12 protein-coding genes and 4 tRNA genes are annotated in these 14878 nt (G+C 45.9%); 7 read left to right on the top strand and 9 right to left on the bottom strand.

The features are described from left to right. Positions 1-117 precede the first annotated feature (117 nt). Positions 118-1473 (top strand): replicative DNA helicase, encoded by a 1356-nt coding sequence (dnaB, locus tag CEF21_RS01455; RefSeq protein ID WP_123913095.1) that lies wholly within the window; start codon positions 118-120, stop codon positions 1471-1473. Positions 1474-1487: 14 nt separating this feature from the next. On the opposite strand, the gene CEF21_RS01450 is transcribed toward dnaB, so the two are convergent. Beyond that, positions 1488-1952: a hypothetical protein gene (locus tag CEF21_RS01450; RefSeq protein WP_123913094.1), complete on the bottom strand. Its 465-nt coding sequence runs from the start codon at positions 1950-1952 to the stop codon at positions 1488-1490. A gap of 263 nt (positions 1953-2215) precedes the next feature. Here CEF21_RS01450 and CEF21_RS01445 point away from each other — a divergent pair, with 263 nt between their 5' ends. Continuing rightward, complete coding sequence (locus tag CEF21_RS01445) at positions 2216-2653, top strand: hypothetical protein (RefSeq protein WP_123913093.1); 438 nt, start codon at positions 2216-2218, stop codon at positions 2651-2653. Positions 2654-2682: 29 nt separating this feature from the next. Here CEF21_RS01445 and CEF21_RS01440 read toward each other — a convergent pair whose 3' ends face one another. The 7 genes from CEF21_RS01440 to CEF21_RS01410 form a co-directional block, all read right to left on the bottom strand. Next, complete coding sequence (locus CEF21_RS01440) at positions 2683-3120, bottom strand: hypothetical protein (protein ID WP_123913092.1); 438 nt, start codon at positions 3118-3120, stop codon at positions 2683-2685. Positions 3121-3454: 334 nt separating this feature from the next. Next, the gene (locus tag CEF21_RS01435) at positions 3455-6022 is read right to left on the bottom strand and encodes a carbohydrate binding domain-containing protein (protein ID WP_123913091.1); all 2568 of its coding nucleotides are present in this window, start codon (positions 6020-6022) and stop codon (positions 3455-3457) included. Between the two features lie 35 nt (positions 6023-6057). Further along, positions 6058-7404 (bottom strand): GH1 family beta-glucosidase, encoded by a 1347-nt coding sequence (locus CEF21_RS01430; protein WP_123913090.1) that lies wholly within the window; start codon positions 7402-7404, stop codon positions 6058-6060. 13 nt (positions 7405-7417) lie between these two features. Next, positions 7418-8203: a carbohydrate ABC transporter permease gene (locus tag CEF21_RS01425; protein ID WP_241156819.1), complete on the bottom strand. Its 786-nt coding sequence runs from the start codon at positions 8201-8203 to the stop codon at positions 7418-7420. Between the two features lie 112 nt (positions 8204-8315). After that, positions 8316-9215 carry a carbohydrate ABC transporter permease gene (locus CEF21_RS01420; protein WP_123913088.1) on the bottom strand — a complete coding sequence of 300 codons (900 nt, stop codon included), beginning with the start codon at positions 9213-9215 and terminating at the stop codon, positions 8316-8318. Positions 9216-9277: 62 nt separating this feature from the next. After that, complete coding sequence (locus CEF21_RS01415) at positions 9278-10594, bottom strand: ABC transporter substrate-binding protein (RefSeq protein WP_346773363.1); 1317 nt, start codon at positions 10592-10594, stop codon at positions 9278-9280. Between the two features lie 164 nt (positions 10595-10758). After that, entirely contained in the window at positions 10759-11769 is a 1011-nt protein-coding gene (locus CEF21_RS01410) for a LacI family DNA-binding transcriptional regulator (protein ID WP_123913087.1), read from the bottom strand. A 564-nt stretch (positions 11770-12333) separates the two neighbouring features. Here CEF21_RS01410 and CEF21_RS01405 point away from each other — a divergent pair. The 5 genes from CEF21_RS01405 (at position 12334) to CEF21_RS01385 (ending at position 14348) form a co-directional block, all read left to right on the top strand. Beyond that, a complete protein-coding gene (locus tag CEF21_RS01405) occupies positions 12334-13626 on the top strand; it encodes an adenylosuccinate synthase (RefSeq protein WP_123913086.1) in 1293 nt (430 codons plus the stop codon). A 343-nt stretch (positions 13627-13969) separates the two neighbouring features. Beyond that, positions 13970-14042 (top strand) — tRNA-Lys (locus CEF21_RS01400). 13 nt (positions 14043-14055) lie between these two features. Next, positions 14056-14130: transfer RNA gene (locus CEF21_RS01395), tRNA-Glu, on the top strand. A gap of 16 nt (positions 14131-14146) precedes the next feature. After that, positions 14147-14223, top strand: a tRNA-Asp gene (locus tag CEF21_RS01390). Between the two features lie 52 nt (positions 14224-14275). Further along, positions 14276-14348 (top strand) — tRNA-Phe (locus CEF21_RS01385). A gap of 34 nt (positions 14349-14382) precedes the next feature. Here the strand turns inward: CEF21_RS01385 and CEF21_RS01380 are convergent. Beyond that, a complete protein-coding gene (locus CEF21_RS01380) occupies positions 14383-14715 on the bottom strand; it encodes a hypothetical protein (RefSeq protein WP_123913085.1) in 333 nt (110 codons plus the stop codon). Between the last annotated feature and the right edge of the window lie 163 nt (positions 14716-14878).

The following is a 14878-nucleotide window of genomic DNA, read 5'->3' as shown; positions in this document are numbered from 1 at the left end:
AAGCAGCGTAAGAGGTGACAGGGCTGACCAGAGAAAAATCTGCTACAGCGCCTGTCACCTTTTTCTTATATAATAGATAAGTACATGTTATTTCATTTAAAAGGACGGTGCTCGAATTTGAATGAGCTTTTTCAAGACCGAATTCCGCCGCAGAATATAGATGCTGAACAAGCTGTACTCGGAGCCATTTTTCTCGAACCGCAAGCCCTGACCATGGCTTCAGAAGTATTAATCCCTGAAGATTTCTACCGGGCTGCCCATCAGAAAATTTATAATGCGATGCTCCAGCTTGCCGATAAAGGGGAACCGGTCGATCTTGTGACCGTTACGTCTGATCTGGCAGATGTGAACCTGCTGGAGGAAATTGGAGGGGTCTCCTACTTAACGGACCTTGCCAACTCAGTACCGACCGCGGCGAACGTAGAATATTATGCAAGAATCGTAGAAGAAAAATCAATCTTAAGAAGACTGATCCGGACGGCAAGCACGATTGCCCAGGACGGGTATACAAGGGAAGATGAAGTGGCGGATCTTCTAACCGATGCAGAAAAGAGCATCATGGAAGTCGCACAGCGGAAAAACGCCGGATCCTTCCAAAGCATCAAGGATGTGCTCGTTCAGACTTATGACAACATTGAACTTTTGCACAACCGCCAAGGGGATATCACGGGGATTCCAACCGGTTTCTCCGAGCTAGACCGAATGACCGCGGGCTTCCAGCGCAACGATTTGATCATCGTTGCCGCCCGTCCATCGGTGGGGAAAACCGCCTTTGCCCTGAACATCGCCCAGAATGTTGCAACGAAGACCGACGAGAACGTGGCGATCTTCAGCCTCGAGATGGGGGCCGACCAGCTCGTGATGCGTATGCTCTGTGCAGAAGGCAATATTAACGCCCAAAACTTAAGAACCGGTAACCTGACAAGCGAGGACTGGGGAAAGCTTACCATGGCGATGGGAAGTCTCTCCAACGCCGGAATCTATATCGATGATACCCCGGGGATCCGCGTCAGCGAAATCCGTTCCAAATGCCGCCGCCTCAAGCAAGAGGCCGGCCTCGGCATGATCCTGATCGATTACTTGCAGCTCATCCAGGGAAGCGGGCGAAGCAAGGACAACCGCCAGCAGGAGGTATCCGAAATCTCAAGGACACTGAAATCCCTGGCCCGTGAGCTCAAGGTGCCCGTCATCGCCTTGTCCCAGCTCTCCCGTGGAGTGGAGCAGCGTCAGGACAAGCGTCCAATGATGTCCGACATCCGTGAATCCGGAAGTATCGAGCAGGATGCCGACATCGTCGCCTTCCTGTACCGTGACGATTACTACGACAAGGAATCCGAAAACAAAAACATCATCGAAATCATCATCGCCAAACAGCGTAACGGCCCCGTGGGAACCGTCTCATTGGCGTTTGTAAAAGAATACAACAAGTTCGTGAACTTGGAGCGGAGGTTTGACGACGCTCCAGGGGCTTAGAGGCTGCACCCTGATTAGGGTGTGGTCTTTTTAATAGGGATCAATCTTTTAATGGCAGCTTCCAGCCGTTCGGCATCTCTTATTTTTAAAAGCTGAAGATAGATCTCCTCTTCTCCGTTTTTCTCCAAAAACAGTACTAGCTTGTTCCCAGTTACACGGTAGTCCTCCGCCTTATCGAGGTTGATTTTTACAGGAGGGAAAAAATAACGTTTTTTGTAATAGAGACACGAGTCTTTTAAAGTAAGATAGTCTCTTTTATCAATCGTAAAAAAGAAGAAGCTTCCATACAGACTGAAGATGACAATGAGGGGTGATGCCAGAAACATCAGAGAAGTTACATCAAAGTCAAAAGTTAAAGAAAAATCAGGATAGATATAGCTTAATGGAACTAACGGTATGGCTATCCACATAAGGCTTAGAAGAAGAAATAGGAATCCAGAAAGCTTTGTCAGCTCCGATTTCTTGTATTTGAAATTCAATATACTGCCTCCTTCGTTTTATGGGATAAATACCCATATTATATTAGTTATAAGCACAAAGTGCCTGACCCGCACTCTGCTAAAGAACGAAAGCTTTGGCACCTCCTCTATTAAAGCCTTATTTATCAAGGCACTAGCCAGTACAGCCTCTGTCCCCTTTTGCGGCGAAGCAGAGCGAGACAGACCCGCGCTTTTGTAAACATCACTTCCATGGTTTTGTGGTAATATATGGGTTATAAACAGCGGATGGAGGTTGGTATGAATTGCTGGTTTTTGAAAGAACTTTAAGATTAAGAGATATTGAAATATTTATGATATATAAAGACAGTTGGTCTCTAGGTTATCTTGTTATTGAAGATTTAAGAAGACCTTTAAACCATCAGGATATTCAGGAAACCTTTGAACACATGACTGAAGACGATTTAGACAGCTTTAAAAATATCATTAAGGTGGACTTTGTATCAGAAGAGCCGTTATTTAAAGAGGACAAAATACAAATTGAGGTTTTTGCAGATGGACTGACAGACAAGAAAGATCACTGTGCAACTCGATATACGTTTAAGGTCGATTCCCCTTTATTTGTCCATCTTGGTGTAACGGAAGACATCTCTTTTTACAAAAGGCTATTATTTTCTGTTGGTTCTAGTTACGAGCTATCACCTGTTCATTTGAATCGTCTTATGTATCTCTCACAGGATTAATTCTGCATATTAACAAGGCTGTAAACGCATTATTCTTTATCTGGCTCATCCTTTTTAATGGCGATTAATTTCTTTACATGTTCCTCAAGCATATCCGCTTCCCGTATCTTTAAATAACCTAAATAAATAATCTTTTCCCGATTATCCGGTAAAAATAGAATCAGTCTATTTTCAATACGGCGGTAGCCTTCTAAATAGCGGAGGCTGATTTTTTTCATACGAAAGACGTTTCGCAGATAAAGCATATCTCTTCGAATGACAAGATAGTTTCGTTTCTTCATTGTTAGACTATAGATTCCTAGTCCAATTAATGGGAAAGAAATAAATAGAAAAAAAGAGAAGTTGGATAATGAATGCCAATCCCAGCCAATTGCCGACAAAATCATAACCGGAATGGCTAGCGGTATTGCACCGGCTGCGATAGTGAATACTCCCATTTCTCCGTTTTCTTTGTATTTGAACTCCATATCCATCCTCCTGAGTATTTCTTTGTGGAATAAATACCCAGATGTGATTAGTTGTAAGCACAAAGTGCCTGACTCGCACTCTGCTAAAACTCCCTGGCACCGGTTAGAGTAAGTTACACAGAGTGCGACCATGTTTTTTGCACTGACCCCCGTTCTGCTAAAGCACTAAACCTCCGTCCCCCCTCTTTCTGATTGTATACCCGGAGCCGGCTCGATCATTTTCTGCTCTGGCCCCCGATGCGGTGAATCGGTGGGGGTCAGTGCACCTGCCGCCAACCGAGCCACGAATACACAAAAAAAACCCCGCTCCTACAAAAATAGAAGCGGGGCTGCCTTATTCTCCAACCTTCCTAAACTCCATCCAATCCAAATTAGCATTCGGTGCATAGACCTGCAGGGTTTGGATGCCTTTTTCCAGACGGATGCTGGTTTCGAAGGTTTTCCACGTATCCCATCCGCCGGTCTGCGGGATGTTCGCCTCAGCTCTTGCATCTGCCTGTTCCGGTTTAATCTCGCCTTTAGGCAGATCGCCTGTGAACTGGTTTCCAGCTTTGCTGAGGAGGGTGAATTTCCCGCCGTCGCGTCCGGACGCAGCAAGAAATGCAATTCTGTATTCTCCGGCTTCTTTGACATCAACGGCATATTGCATCCAGTCGCCTTCGTCAATCCAGCCAACGCTGGTCGCGCCGTTTTGCACGCCGAACATGTCCTGATAGTTTTCCGCTTCAATGCGGGAATTCATAGGATTAATCGTTACCGGTTTGGCAAGGCGCTTCATTTCAATGTTATCAATGGTTACGCCCGTACGGTTTCCTCCCAATAGGAATTCAATCACGCTGTTCGGGTTGCTTTCCGAGGGCTGAATCAGCACCCGGTAGGATTTCATATCTGCTGTAAGCGGGATTTGTTCGGTTTTCGTATAAAAGGCTGAGCGAGTCTCATTGGTTACATGAAATCCGATATTCCGCTTGGCATCCGCCTTTGCGTCAAACGTCAGGATATAAGCTGCATCTTTCTCAAGGTTCAGCTTGTTTTGACTCAAGCGAATGGCATCGGAATAGCTTCCGGTGCGCTGAATGTCCACATGCAGCTTGCGTTCCGGAATGGCTTCACCGACTGAAGCCTCGGCTTTAGATCCTCTATCCACGGAGAGATTCCAGAATTCCATACGGCCCGTTCCCTGGTCAAAGGTTCCGTTGTAAATATAGTTTCCGTTAGGCAGTACCTTTTTCGGTGCGTTCGGATCCTGTGGAAGCTTGACGAGCTTCACATGGTCAATCCAGACTGGAAGATCAGAGCCTTGGCCCATATTAAATTCAAGGCGTGCATGAGGGTCCGTCTCGCTTTCCATTGTAAATTCATAGCTGAAGGACTGCATCGTGTCCGTAAGGGAGAGTGTTTGATCGGATAAATATCTCGTATAGCTGCGTTCCGGACCCGAAATATTGATACCCGCCGCACGAGGCCCAGTAGACCGGGCATCAAATGTCAGTTTATAGCGCTCTCCCTTTTCAATCGGCAGGTTAGGCTGCACGAATTGAATGGCGTGAACGGCATACCCCGGTTTCGTGATGCTGATTTTTGCTTCGCCGTTTACGGATTCTGCCGTTCCTTCTCCTCCAAACAAGGTGGAAGGCTCAAACGGCTGGAACTTCCACTCGCTGAGGCCGGCCTCGAACTCCCCGTTGTACACATAGTTTCCGTCAGCAAGCGGGGGACGAAGATCCGCTGCTGCCTCTTCTGCAATCGGTCTTTCCCCGGCCTCACGGTACTTGCCGTCCAATTCATACACTCTTACGTAATCGACGAGCATCCGGCTTGGGAAGACCGTGGTGCTGTCCGGATAGCCGGGCCAGTTTCCGCCCACAGCCAGGTTCAGCTGAAGATAAAAGTCACGGTCGAAGGGAGCGGGATACGTATAGGGTGCTGCCGCGTTTTCGTTTTTGCTGTACCAGTCGTTTTGCCTTGCGTAAAGAACGCCATCCACGTACCATCTGATTTCACCAGGCTCCCAGTCAATCGAGAAGGTGTGATAGGCTTCTGAGAAATCCTTCGTGCCATTTGGCAGCCGGTACATTTCCCCTGTATTTTTCCATGGCAGTCCATAATGCAGCGTGCCGTACACTTCATTCGGAGCGTGTCCGAGCAATTCCATAATGTCGATTTCACCGGAGGCCGGCCAGCCCGAGTAGAGATCATAGTCGGTCGGCATCATCCAGATTGCGGGCCACATGCCTTGGCCCTTTGGAAGCTTTGCACGAATTTCGTAGCGGCCGTACGTCCAGTCGCCCTTGTTTTGGGTGGTCAATTTCGCAGACGTATAATCATTGCCTCCCAATGCCTCTTTATGCGCTTCAATGACAAGGGAGCCATTCTCCAGCCGGGCGTTTTGAGTGCGGTTCGTATAATTTTGAAGCTCATTATTGCCGTAGCCGCCGCCTCCCTGGATGAAATTCCACTTGCTTTCATTAATGGAGGTTCCGTCAAATTCGTCCTGCCAAATAAGGTTCCATGTTTCCTTTTTAATCTGGTTTTCCTTCAAGGTAATCTGCTCAAAATCAAGGACGTGATTTTCTGCATCCAAAAGATAAACGCCGGCATATCTGTTGATTTTCGGATCAACACCCGTAAGGTCAGTACCGGAGCGGTATGGATTGGTCACCGTTCGTCCCTTCGGCGCCAAATCGCCGGTTTTTACTTTGCCGAACGGTTCCTTTGATACCTTTACGGCAACATGATGCGTTTTTGGAACGGGGATAATCAGTTTAGCTGTCCCATGATCCTCTCCCTTAATGGCGACGGGATGGAACGGAATCTTTTCCTTGCTGCCTGCAGCCTGTGCAGGGCCTGTAACCCCTGCAATCAGCATGCAGGAAATCATCATACCTGTTAATTTGCGCATTCTTTTACCCTCCTTGAATTTGTCCAAAAGGCGAATTAAGAACCGATTTGCAAGGAAGGTATCCGCTGCCTGATGATTTCGGCATACCGGTAGGCACTGTCCTTCCAGATCCTTTCCTGTGTTTCAAAGTCTACATAGATCATGCCGAACCGTTTGTCATAGCCGAAGCTCCACTCAAAGTTATCGAGGAGGGACCACAGGTAATAGCCCTGAATATTCATGCCCAGCACATTCAATTCAGACACCGCCTGAAGGTGCTTTTCAATATAATCGGTGCGAAGAGAATCATGCACCCTGCCGTTTTCCACCTGATCATCGTAGGCGGCTCCGTTCTCCGTTATGTAGATGGGAAGGTCCGTGTATTCCTTGCGGAGTCGGATAATCAAGTCTTTAAACTCATCCGGAGCGATGTCCCAGCCCATTCCGGTTTTTTCATAGTCCGAGTAGGCGCCTTTATTCATAAAATCATGGGCTGCGCTGAATTCGACTATGGCGCGGCTGTAGTAGTTGATCCCGAAAAAGTCGCAGGGAACCGAGATGGTTTCCAAGTCTCCCTGTTTGATAAAGTCATAGGAGTGAACGTATTTAGAAAAAAGATTCATCATATCTGCCGGATAGCTGCCTTTGAAAATCGGATCCAGGAACCAGCGGTTTGAATAGCCATCGGCATTATTCGCAGCAAGACGGTCATTGGCTGAATCGGACGCTGCATAAACAGGGGACAGGTTCAGCGTAATGCCGATTGGAGTGAGAGATGAAAACTCCTTTTTCAGCATGTTTACTGCTTCTCCGTGTGAAAGCAGCATGTGATGGACCGCTTTCACCGCTTCCTCTAAGTTCGTATGACCCGGGGCATGAACCCCCTGATGGTATCCGAGAAAGCCCGCACACCAAGGCTCATTGTGAGTAATCCAGGAATCAACGAGTTGATCAAGCTCTGTAAAGCATGCTCTTGCGTATTCGAGGAACCATTTGACCGATTCTCGGTTTGTCCAGCCGCCTTCTTCATGCGCCCACATTGGCAGGTCCCAGTGATAAAGGGTAACCGCAGGCTTGATTCCCTCTTCACGGAGCCGTGCTGCGAGGTTTTTATAAAAAGCCATTCCTTCCGGGTTGTACCGGCCTTTTTCAGGGAAAATCCGCGGCCAGGCAATCGAGAACCGGTAAGCATCGACACCAAGGTTTTTGAGGATCTGAATATCTTCCTCGAAACGGTGATAATGGTCGCATGCCACATCTCCATTATGCTGCTCATAAACCTTGCCGGGGGTATCGCAGAACGTATCCCAAATGGAAGGGGTCCGTCCGCCTTCATTATGTGCTCCTTCAATCTGATAGGAAGAGGTTGCGGTGCCGAAAATAAACTCTTTAGAAAAATTCATTTTACTTCACTCCTTATTCTTTGATGGCTCCAGCTGAGATGCTGTTGATGATGTATTTAGATAAGAACAGAAACGCAATCATAATCGGTACGACGGAAATTGCGATGCCCAGATACATGGATCCGAGATTTTGAGCAACCTGTGACCCTTTTAAGAATCCCATTAATACCGGCAGGGTGTACTTTTCCGGTGAAAAAATCAGCACTAAAGGCATGATGTAGTTATTCCAGGATCCGATGAAGGTAAAAATCGACATGGTCGCGATTGCGGGCATCATAATGGGCAGGGCGACAATGTGGAAAATTTTAAATTCATTTGCTCCGTCGATTCGTGCTGCTTCGATTAAACTCGGATGCAGGGTGGTCAGGATATACTGGCGCAAGAAGAAAACAACGAACGGACTGGCAATCGCCGGCACAATTAATGGAATATACGTATCCAGAATTCCAAGCGTCTTGGACAGTTCGTAGAAACCGATCAATCCAAGCTGTCCTGGCACCATCATCATGACGAGCATAAAGACGAATAAGAAATTTTTGCCCTTAAAGGTGTAAAAGGCAAAACCGTACGCAGTCAGCGCGGAAAAATAGCCAGTCAAAACCGTAACCAAAACGGAGATAAACAGACTGTTTTTAAAGCCGGTCCATACATTGACGTAATCCATCATCGTTTGATAGTTTTCGATAAGAGAAGTCCCGGGAACAAGAGTGAATCCTGTCAAAATCGCTTCATTGGACCGGGTGGCATTGACGAGCATCATGAGAAAAGGGACAAAGCATACAACTGCCAACACGGTCATTCCGATATAAAGAATGCTTTTTACAATCCGGTCTTTGCTGCCTTTTGGCCGAAGAACGGCTTGTTTCGGTTTAAATTCGGGGTTTAAGGTTTTTTCCGTTTCAATCATTTGTTTACACCTGCTTTGCTTGTTTTCGTTCACTGCTGTACATCGATTTGAAGACAACGGCAGAGAAGATGACCGTGATGATAAACAATCCGTATGCCACTGCGGAAGCATATCCGTAGTTGTTGTACTTAAAGGCCTGGTTGTACAGATAGAGAACCATCGTATTCAGCGACCCGTCAGGTGATCCGATGCCATCGGTAATCAGCATAGGAAGGTCAAACAATTGCAGGCCTCCGATGAGAGAGGTGATCATAATATACAAAAGGATCGGCTTTAATAAAGGCAGGGTGATGCTGACAAGTGTTTGCCAGCGGTTTGCCCCATCGATCAGGGCAGCTTCGAAATAGTCGGTGGAGATTCCCGAAATCCCGGCCATGATGACAATAAACGAATGTCCGAACCACATCCACGTTAAGATCAGGGAAACGGAAATTTGAGCGGTGGCTGGTTCATTCAGCCAATTAATTGGATCAGAGATCAGTCCGAGGTTCATGAGAACAACGTTCAGCGAGCCATGCTGCCAGTCCAGCAGAATTCCGAATAATAGAGCAACAGAGCTGACTGTGATCAGGTTTGGGAGATAAAAAACCGCCCGGAAAAACGACTGGCCCTTCATTTTCAGCCGCATATCGGAAAAAATCGCGGCAAGAATCAGTGCAAGCCCGATTTGCAAAGCGAAATTAATGCCCCAAATCTTCAGTGTATTTACAAAGGCCTGTACGAAGAAGGTGTCTGTTAATAGACGTGTGTAATTCGCCAGTCCGACAACCTCTGCTGTCCCGCTGCCGGTATAATTCGTAAAGCTGTAATAAAAGGTAAGCGCAACTGGATAGATACTGAAAACCAGGAAGACCACCCAGAACGGTGCGATAAAAAAGTACCCATACCGGTTTAAATTTTTCACCCTTATTCCCTCTCTTTCAAGAAGTACAAGCGGCCTAAAGCCTGTTAAGCCGCTTGCTGCTATCACTTATTTGGAACCGTTAAGTCCGGATACGCATTTTTCGCTTTCATATAAAACTCTTTAATGGCCTGGTCTTTTGATTTTTTGCCATCTGTATATTCCTTAACCGCATTTCCATAAAGGGTATCAAGCTGCTGATCGTACTTCGTCACGATTCCAGGCTTAATATTGTGAGCCTGGTCAAGGAAGAATTGATAGTTGTTTTGCCCGCCGAGGAACTCGTCTTTGAAATCACCTTTGATTTCATCGGTTACCGGAAGATAGGACAGCACATCTCCTGTTTCTTTTGCCCAGCCTTTAAGGAAATCTTTATCCTGCGTCATCATTTTGACAAAATCGTAAGCCAGTTCCTTATTCTTTGATTTGCTGTACACACCAAGCCATGAACCGCCCCAGAAATATGGGCTTGGTCCGCTTGTTACGGCCCAGTCACCAGTGGATTTTTTTACATTGGTTTTCAAAACACTATGAAGACCCCAAGTAGGAAGGACATAGGAGAACACATTCGTTTCAACGGTTTTTCCGTTTTCTTTTACTTTGACGGCTTTATCCATTGATTCGAACCAGGATGGAGACCACTCTGCAGCATTCGCGGTGTAGCCGTTCTTCTTCAATTCCTTTGCATAATCCATAAACTCAATTTTCCGGTCTGTCAGCGTCAATTCTTTTTTATCATTCACCCACGGTTCAGGGGCATCGCCTTGAGCAAACCAGCGGATTGCGCCTTCATCCGGGAACATACGGTACCCTTTTGCTTTCATTTTTTCCGCTGTTTCAAACACGCTGTCCATAGATGACATCATTTTGCCTACTTCGGCAGGATCGTCTGTTCCAAGAACTTCTTTTGCAATACTGCGCTTATAATAAATTCCCCCTGGAGTCGTCTGCCAGGAAAGGGCTCTGACATTTCCATCTTTGTCTTTCCCCATATCAAATACATAAGGGATGTACTGATCTGACAGCTTTTCAGCGTCATATGGAGATTTAGAAAGGTTTTCCCAATATCCTGCATCCACCCATTGTTTAATAAAAGCAAGCTCACCCGTAAATACATCGGGAGCACCGACTCCGCTTTCAAGAACAGGCTTAAGCTTTGTAGGATAGTCAGCGATTGGAACAATGGTCAGCTCCACCTTTACGCCGTTCTTTTCCTCAAATGTTTTAATCGGTTTTTTTAGTTCATCTGTAAAAGACCAAATTCTCAAATCTACGTCTTTTCCGCCTTTTGTGCCGCTTGCACTTTTGGAATCTGAGCAGCCTGCAAGAATTCCAATCAGCAGTACAAGCGATAAGAAAATACTAAGAGTTTTCTTCATCATAAAGCCCCTTTTCTTATTTTTTAGGATGATTCATTCATATAGCCAATTTCGAAAGCGGTTTCGTTTTGCTGTTAAAAAATAAACCGAGTTTCGAAAGCGGTTTCGTTTTAAGTAAAAAAAATAGAAGTTTAATAGAAAGCGGTTTCAAATAAGGTTAAAAAAAATCATGTCACCGATCTGCAGGATTCTCGCTCAATTAGCGATACAGGAATCATAGCAGCCGTAATCGATTTCTTTTTTTGGATAATCTGTCGGACAAGAAGCTCTGCCGCCTGTTTCCCAATAGCGTCTGTATCTTGTTTAATCGTGGAGAGTTTGGGCGTAACATAGCCTGCCATGTCAATGTCATCAAAACCGATGATGGAAATGTCCTCTGGAACCGATAAGCCTTTCTCTTTAATGGCTTCCATTGCTCCAATGGCCATTTGGTCACCCGCGGCAAATACAGCAGTAGGGCGATTTTTCAGTTTCAGCAATTTCTTCATTGCTGCCTTTCCTTCTTCAATGGAAAACAATCCGCCGTCCACCATGTATCCTCTTGGAATAGAGAGATTGCGCTTTTGCATGGCTTTCTTGTATCCCATAATTCTTGCTTTTCCGATGAACGAATCGGCCATTCCCGAAATATGGGCAATTTTGCTGTGTCCCAATGAATACAGATAATCGACAGCCATCTCTCCGCCTGCTTCATTATCAGAGTAGACCACACTGCTTTTCACATTGTTCATATCAATGACAACAATGGGAATCTCACTATCCAGAATTTCAAGCACCTGCGGATCATGCTGATCAGAACAAATAATAATGATTCCATCTACACCCCGGTACTGAAAATGCTCCAGGTAGGATGTATTCCTGTTGCGCAGATTTCTGGATGGGAAAATCAGGTCATACCCTTCATTTTCAGCGTGTTTGCGGAAGCTCTCAATCACAGCATTGAAAAATGGGTGCTTCATTCCCACTCCATTATCCTCTGTAAACATGACTCCAAAAGACCAGGTTTTTTTAGTGGATAGTGATTGGGCATGGGAGTTAGGCAGATACCCCATTTCCGCAGCAACCGATAAAATGACTTTCTTCGTTTTTTCGCTGACATCGGGGTAATTATTCAGGGCCTTTGAAACGGTGGTGCTGGACACCCCAGCCTTTTTTGCTACATCGTAAATCGTGGTCATCCTATTCTCCTCTTTTTCGAAAGCGCTTTCGTTCACCTGTATTATAATCGCCTGATATTGGAATAAGCAAGAAGATTTTTTTGAAAATAGCGGAAGGTTGTTAGGGGATGGGGACTGACCCGCACTCTGCTAAAGCACTAAACCTCCGGCACAGCCTCTTTCAAATCCATATTTATCAAGGTCTCAAGTCCAACCAGCCTCTGTCCCCGACTGCGGTGAAGCATAAGGGGACTGGCATGGTGCCAGTCCCGTCATTCGCTGGCAGACTAAAGCTCTGGCACCATCCTTCACAAAACCAACAGGCTCAATGGTTTAAAAGAGGCAGTCTCTGTCCCCTTATGCGGTGAAGGAGAGCGGGACTGACACAATATTATGTAAACAAGACACCCCTCTGTAACTCTACTGCATCCATTCTCCTATTCACGAACAAATATCAACAATACTATACAGAATGTTCGGGAAATGAATTGACTTTCCTTCGTCCCATTGATACAATATTGGATGGATTTAGTGTATATAATGAATGAAAAATCGTAATGGAAAAGCATCCGGAGGTGCATGTAAATGTCTTCAGCAGTTGTAGTTGGAACGCAGTGGGGAGATGAAGGAAAAGGGAAAATTACCGATTTCCTCTCTGAGAACGCAGAAGTAATTGCCCGCTATCAAGGCGGAAACAATGCAGGTCACACGATTAAATTTGGCGGAGTCACATATAAGCTTCACTTAATTCCATCCGGTATTTTTTATAAGGATAAAATCTGTGTCATCGGCAACGGGATGGTTGTTGATCCGAAAGCACTTGTTCAAGAGCTTGCCTATCTTCATGACAAAGGGGTCAGCACAGACAACCTGAGAATCAGCAACCGCGCGCACGTGATTCTTCCTTATCACCTGAAACTTGATGCTGTGGAAGAAGACCGGAAAGGTGCAAACAAAATTGGTACGACGAAAAAAGGAATCGGCCCTGCTTATATGGATAAAGCAGCGCGAATCGGAATCCGGATTGCAGACCTTCTTGACCGAGATTCGTTTGAAGAGAAGCTTGCCCGTAATCTTGAAGAAAAAAATCGTCTATTCGAAAAAATGTACGAAGTTGAAGGCTTTAAAATCGAGGATATTCTGAATGAATACTACGAATACGGCCAGCAAATCAAAAAGTACGTGTGTGATACATCCGTTGTTCTGAACGATGCACTGGATGAAGGCCGCCGTGTGCTGTTTGAGGGGGCTCAAGGCGTTATGCTCGATATCGACCAGGGTACGTATCCATTTGTTACGTCTTCTAACCCGGTAGCGGGAGGCGTAACAATCGGTTCAGGCGTAGGCCCGACGAAAATCAACCATGTAGTGGGCGTTTCCAAAGCGTACACAACCCGCGTTGGAGACGGTCCTTTCCCTACTGAATTGGATAATGAAATCGGCCATCAAATCCGTGAGGTCGGCCGCGAGTACGGGACAACAACAGGCCGTCCGCGCCGTGTAGGCTGGTTCGACAGCGTCGTTGTCCGCCATGCCCGCCGTGTCAGCGGAATTACAGATCTTTCCCTGAACTCCATTGACGTGCTGACAGGCATCGAAACCCTGAAAATCTGTGTTGCCTACCGCTACAAAGGCGAAGTCATCGAGCACTTCCCTGCAAGCCTGAAGGAACTGGCAGACTGTGAGCCAGTCTACGAAGAGCTTCCAGGCTGGACAGAGGACATTACAGGAGCGAAAACACTGGAGGATCTTCCGGAGAATGCCCGCCACTACCTTGAGCGTGTATCCCAGCTGACAGGTATTCCGCTTTCCATCTTCTCTGTCGGACCGGACCGTTCTCAAACAAATGTGCTGAGAAGCGTATACCGCGCAAATTAATAGATGGAAAAAGAGGAGCCAGCAGGCTTCTCTTTTTTTATATAAGCCAACAGGGTTGATGAATAGCGGGGATTAGTGTCTGGCAGCTGCAGCGGGGCGACCGATAAAAAATGAATCTCCCATAACCCCGATAAAAAGCGTTGAATGTCCTAAAAAGATATAGACTTCCCCGCTGTTAAACAGCATAATAAAACATGAATGCGATCGAATTATGTAATGACGAAAATTATTTTGTCATTTTTGTAAAAAAACTATTGTCTTATACTATCTTTCCATGCTATTATTAAAAACGTCGCTGAGGCGCTCTGATACTGAGTTTAAAGTGGCAGCACGGTAACATAAGGAGCCATTAGCTCAGTCGGTAGAGCATCTGACTTTTAATCAGAGGGTCGAAGGTTCGAGTCCTTCATGGCTCATCTCTAAAATATTGGCCCGTTGGTCAAGCGGTTAAGACACCGCCCTTTCACGGCGGTAACACGGGTTCGAATCCCGTACGGGTCACCATTTACATATCCTTTTTGGTCCGGTAGTTCAGTTGGTTAGAATGCCTGCCTGTCACGCAGGAGGTCGCGGGTTCGAGTCCCGTCCGGACCGCCATTTACTTTTTTACAGTACATATAAAATGGCGATTAAAAACTGAATTTAGTTTGGCTTGGTAGCTCAGTCGGTAGAGCAATGGACTGAAAATCCATGTGTCGGCGGTTCGATTCCGTCCCAAGCCATCCAAAGACATGTTCCCGGTGGAATGTGTCTTTTTTATTTTTTCCGCTTCTCATCCTCATCTTCCCCATTGTCCGCCATGATTCTGCTGATGAGCAAAATCAGACTGGTTAAGAAAAGTTGAACATAAGCCGCTCCATTTGAAAATAACCCAATAAGCTTGTTTGTCCAAAAAACAAACAGAAACCCAAGTCCCGTGTTGAAAGGGATGGAAATCCAATAATTCTTTGCTCCCTTTGATATGGCAAGAGTCAAGAAGAAAAGGGGAACAAGAAGCAGGGTAAAAATCAGCCATTGATTAAAAGGCAAGGCAAATAGAAGCCATAAACAAACAAGGAATAGGATGATAACAGGGATGCTTGTCTTCATCCTCTCTCCTCCCTTCGTTCAACTGCAATGTCTTAAGTCCCACTGGCAAAGCTGTTAAATTATACCCGCATTGTTACAAAAGTCATCCTGTTTATAACAATTCAGCCACAATCCTATAACAATTGGAAGAGAATTGGACGAGGTTTAGGAAGTCTGTGCTATC

It is taken from the genome of Bacillus sp. FJAT-42376 (assembly GCF_003816055.1).
GTDB lineage: Bacteria > Bacillota > Bacilli > Bacillales > Bacillaceae > Metabacillus_B.
The sequence above is the reverse complement of the archived record's forward strand: the minus strand, read 5'-3'. Positions and strand labels throughout refer to the sequence as shown.

Excerpts from the sequence above, each read along its gene's own strand:
- CEF21_RS01440 (WP_123913092.1), bottom strand. The coding sequence starts at position 3,120 with ATGGAGTTCAAATACAAAGAAAACGGAGAAATGGGAGTATTCACTATC.
- CEF21_RS01405 (WP_123913086.1), top strand. The coding sequence starts at position 12,334 with ATGTCTTCAGCAGTTGTAGTTGGAACGCAGTGGGGAGATGAAGGAAAA.
- CEF21_RS01415 (WP_346773363.1), bottom strand. The coding sequence starts at position 10,594 with ATGATGAAGAAAACTCTTAGTATTTTCTTATCGCTTGTACTGCTGATT.
- CEF21_RS01425 (WP_241156819.1), bottom strand. The coding sequence starts at position 8,203 with ATGACCGTGTTGGCAGTTGTATGCTTTGTCCCTTTTCTCATGATGCTC.
- CEF21_RS01430 (WP_123913090.1), bottom strand. The coding sequence starts at position 7,404 with ATGAATTTTTCTAAAGAGTTTATTTTCGGCACCGCAACCTCTTCCTAT.
- CEF21_RS01435 (WP_123913091.1), bottom strand. The coding sequence starts at position 6,022 with ATGCGCAAATTAACAGGTATGATGATTTCCTGCATGCTGATTGCAGGG.
- CEF21_RS01380 (WP_123913085.1), bottom strand. The coding sequence starts at position 14,715 with ATGAAGACAAGCATCCCTGTTATCATCCTATTCCTTGTTTGTTTATGG.
- CEF21_RS01410 (WP_123913087.1), bottom strand. The coding sequence starts at position 11,769 with ATGACCACGATTTACGATGTAGCAAAAAAGGCTGGGGTGTCCAGCACC.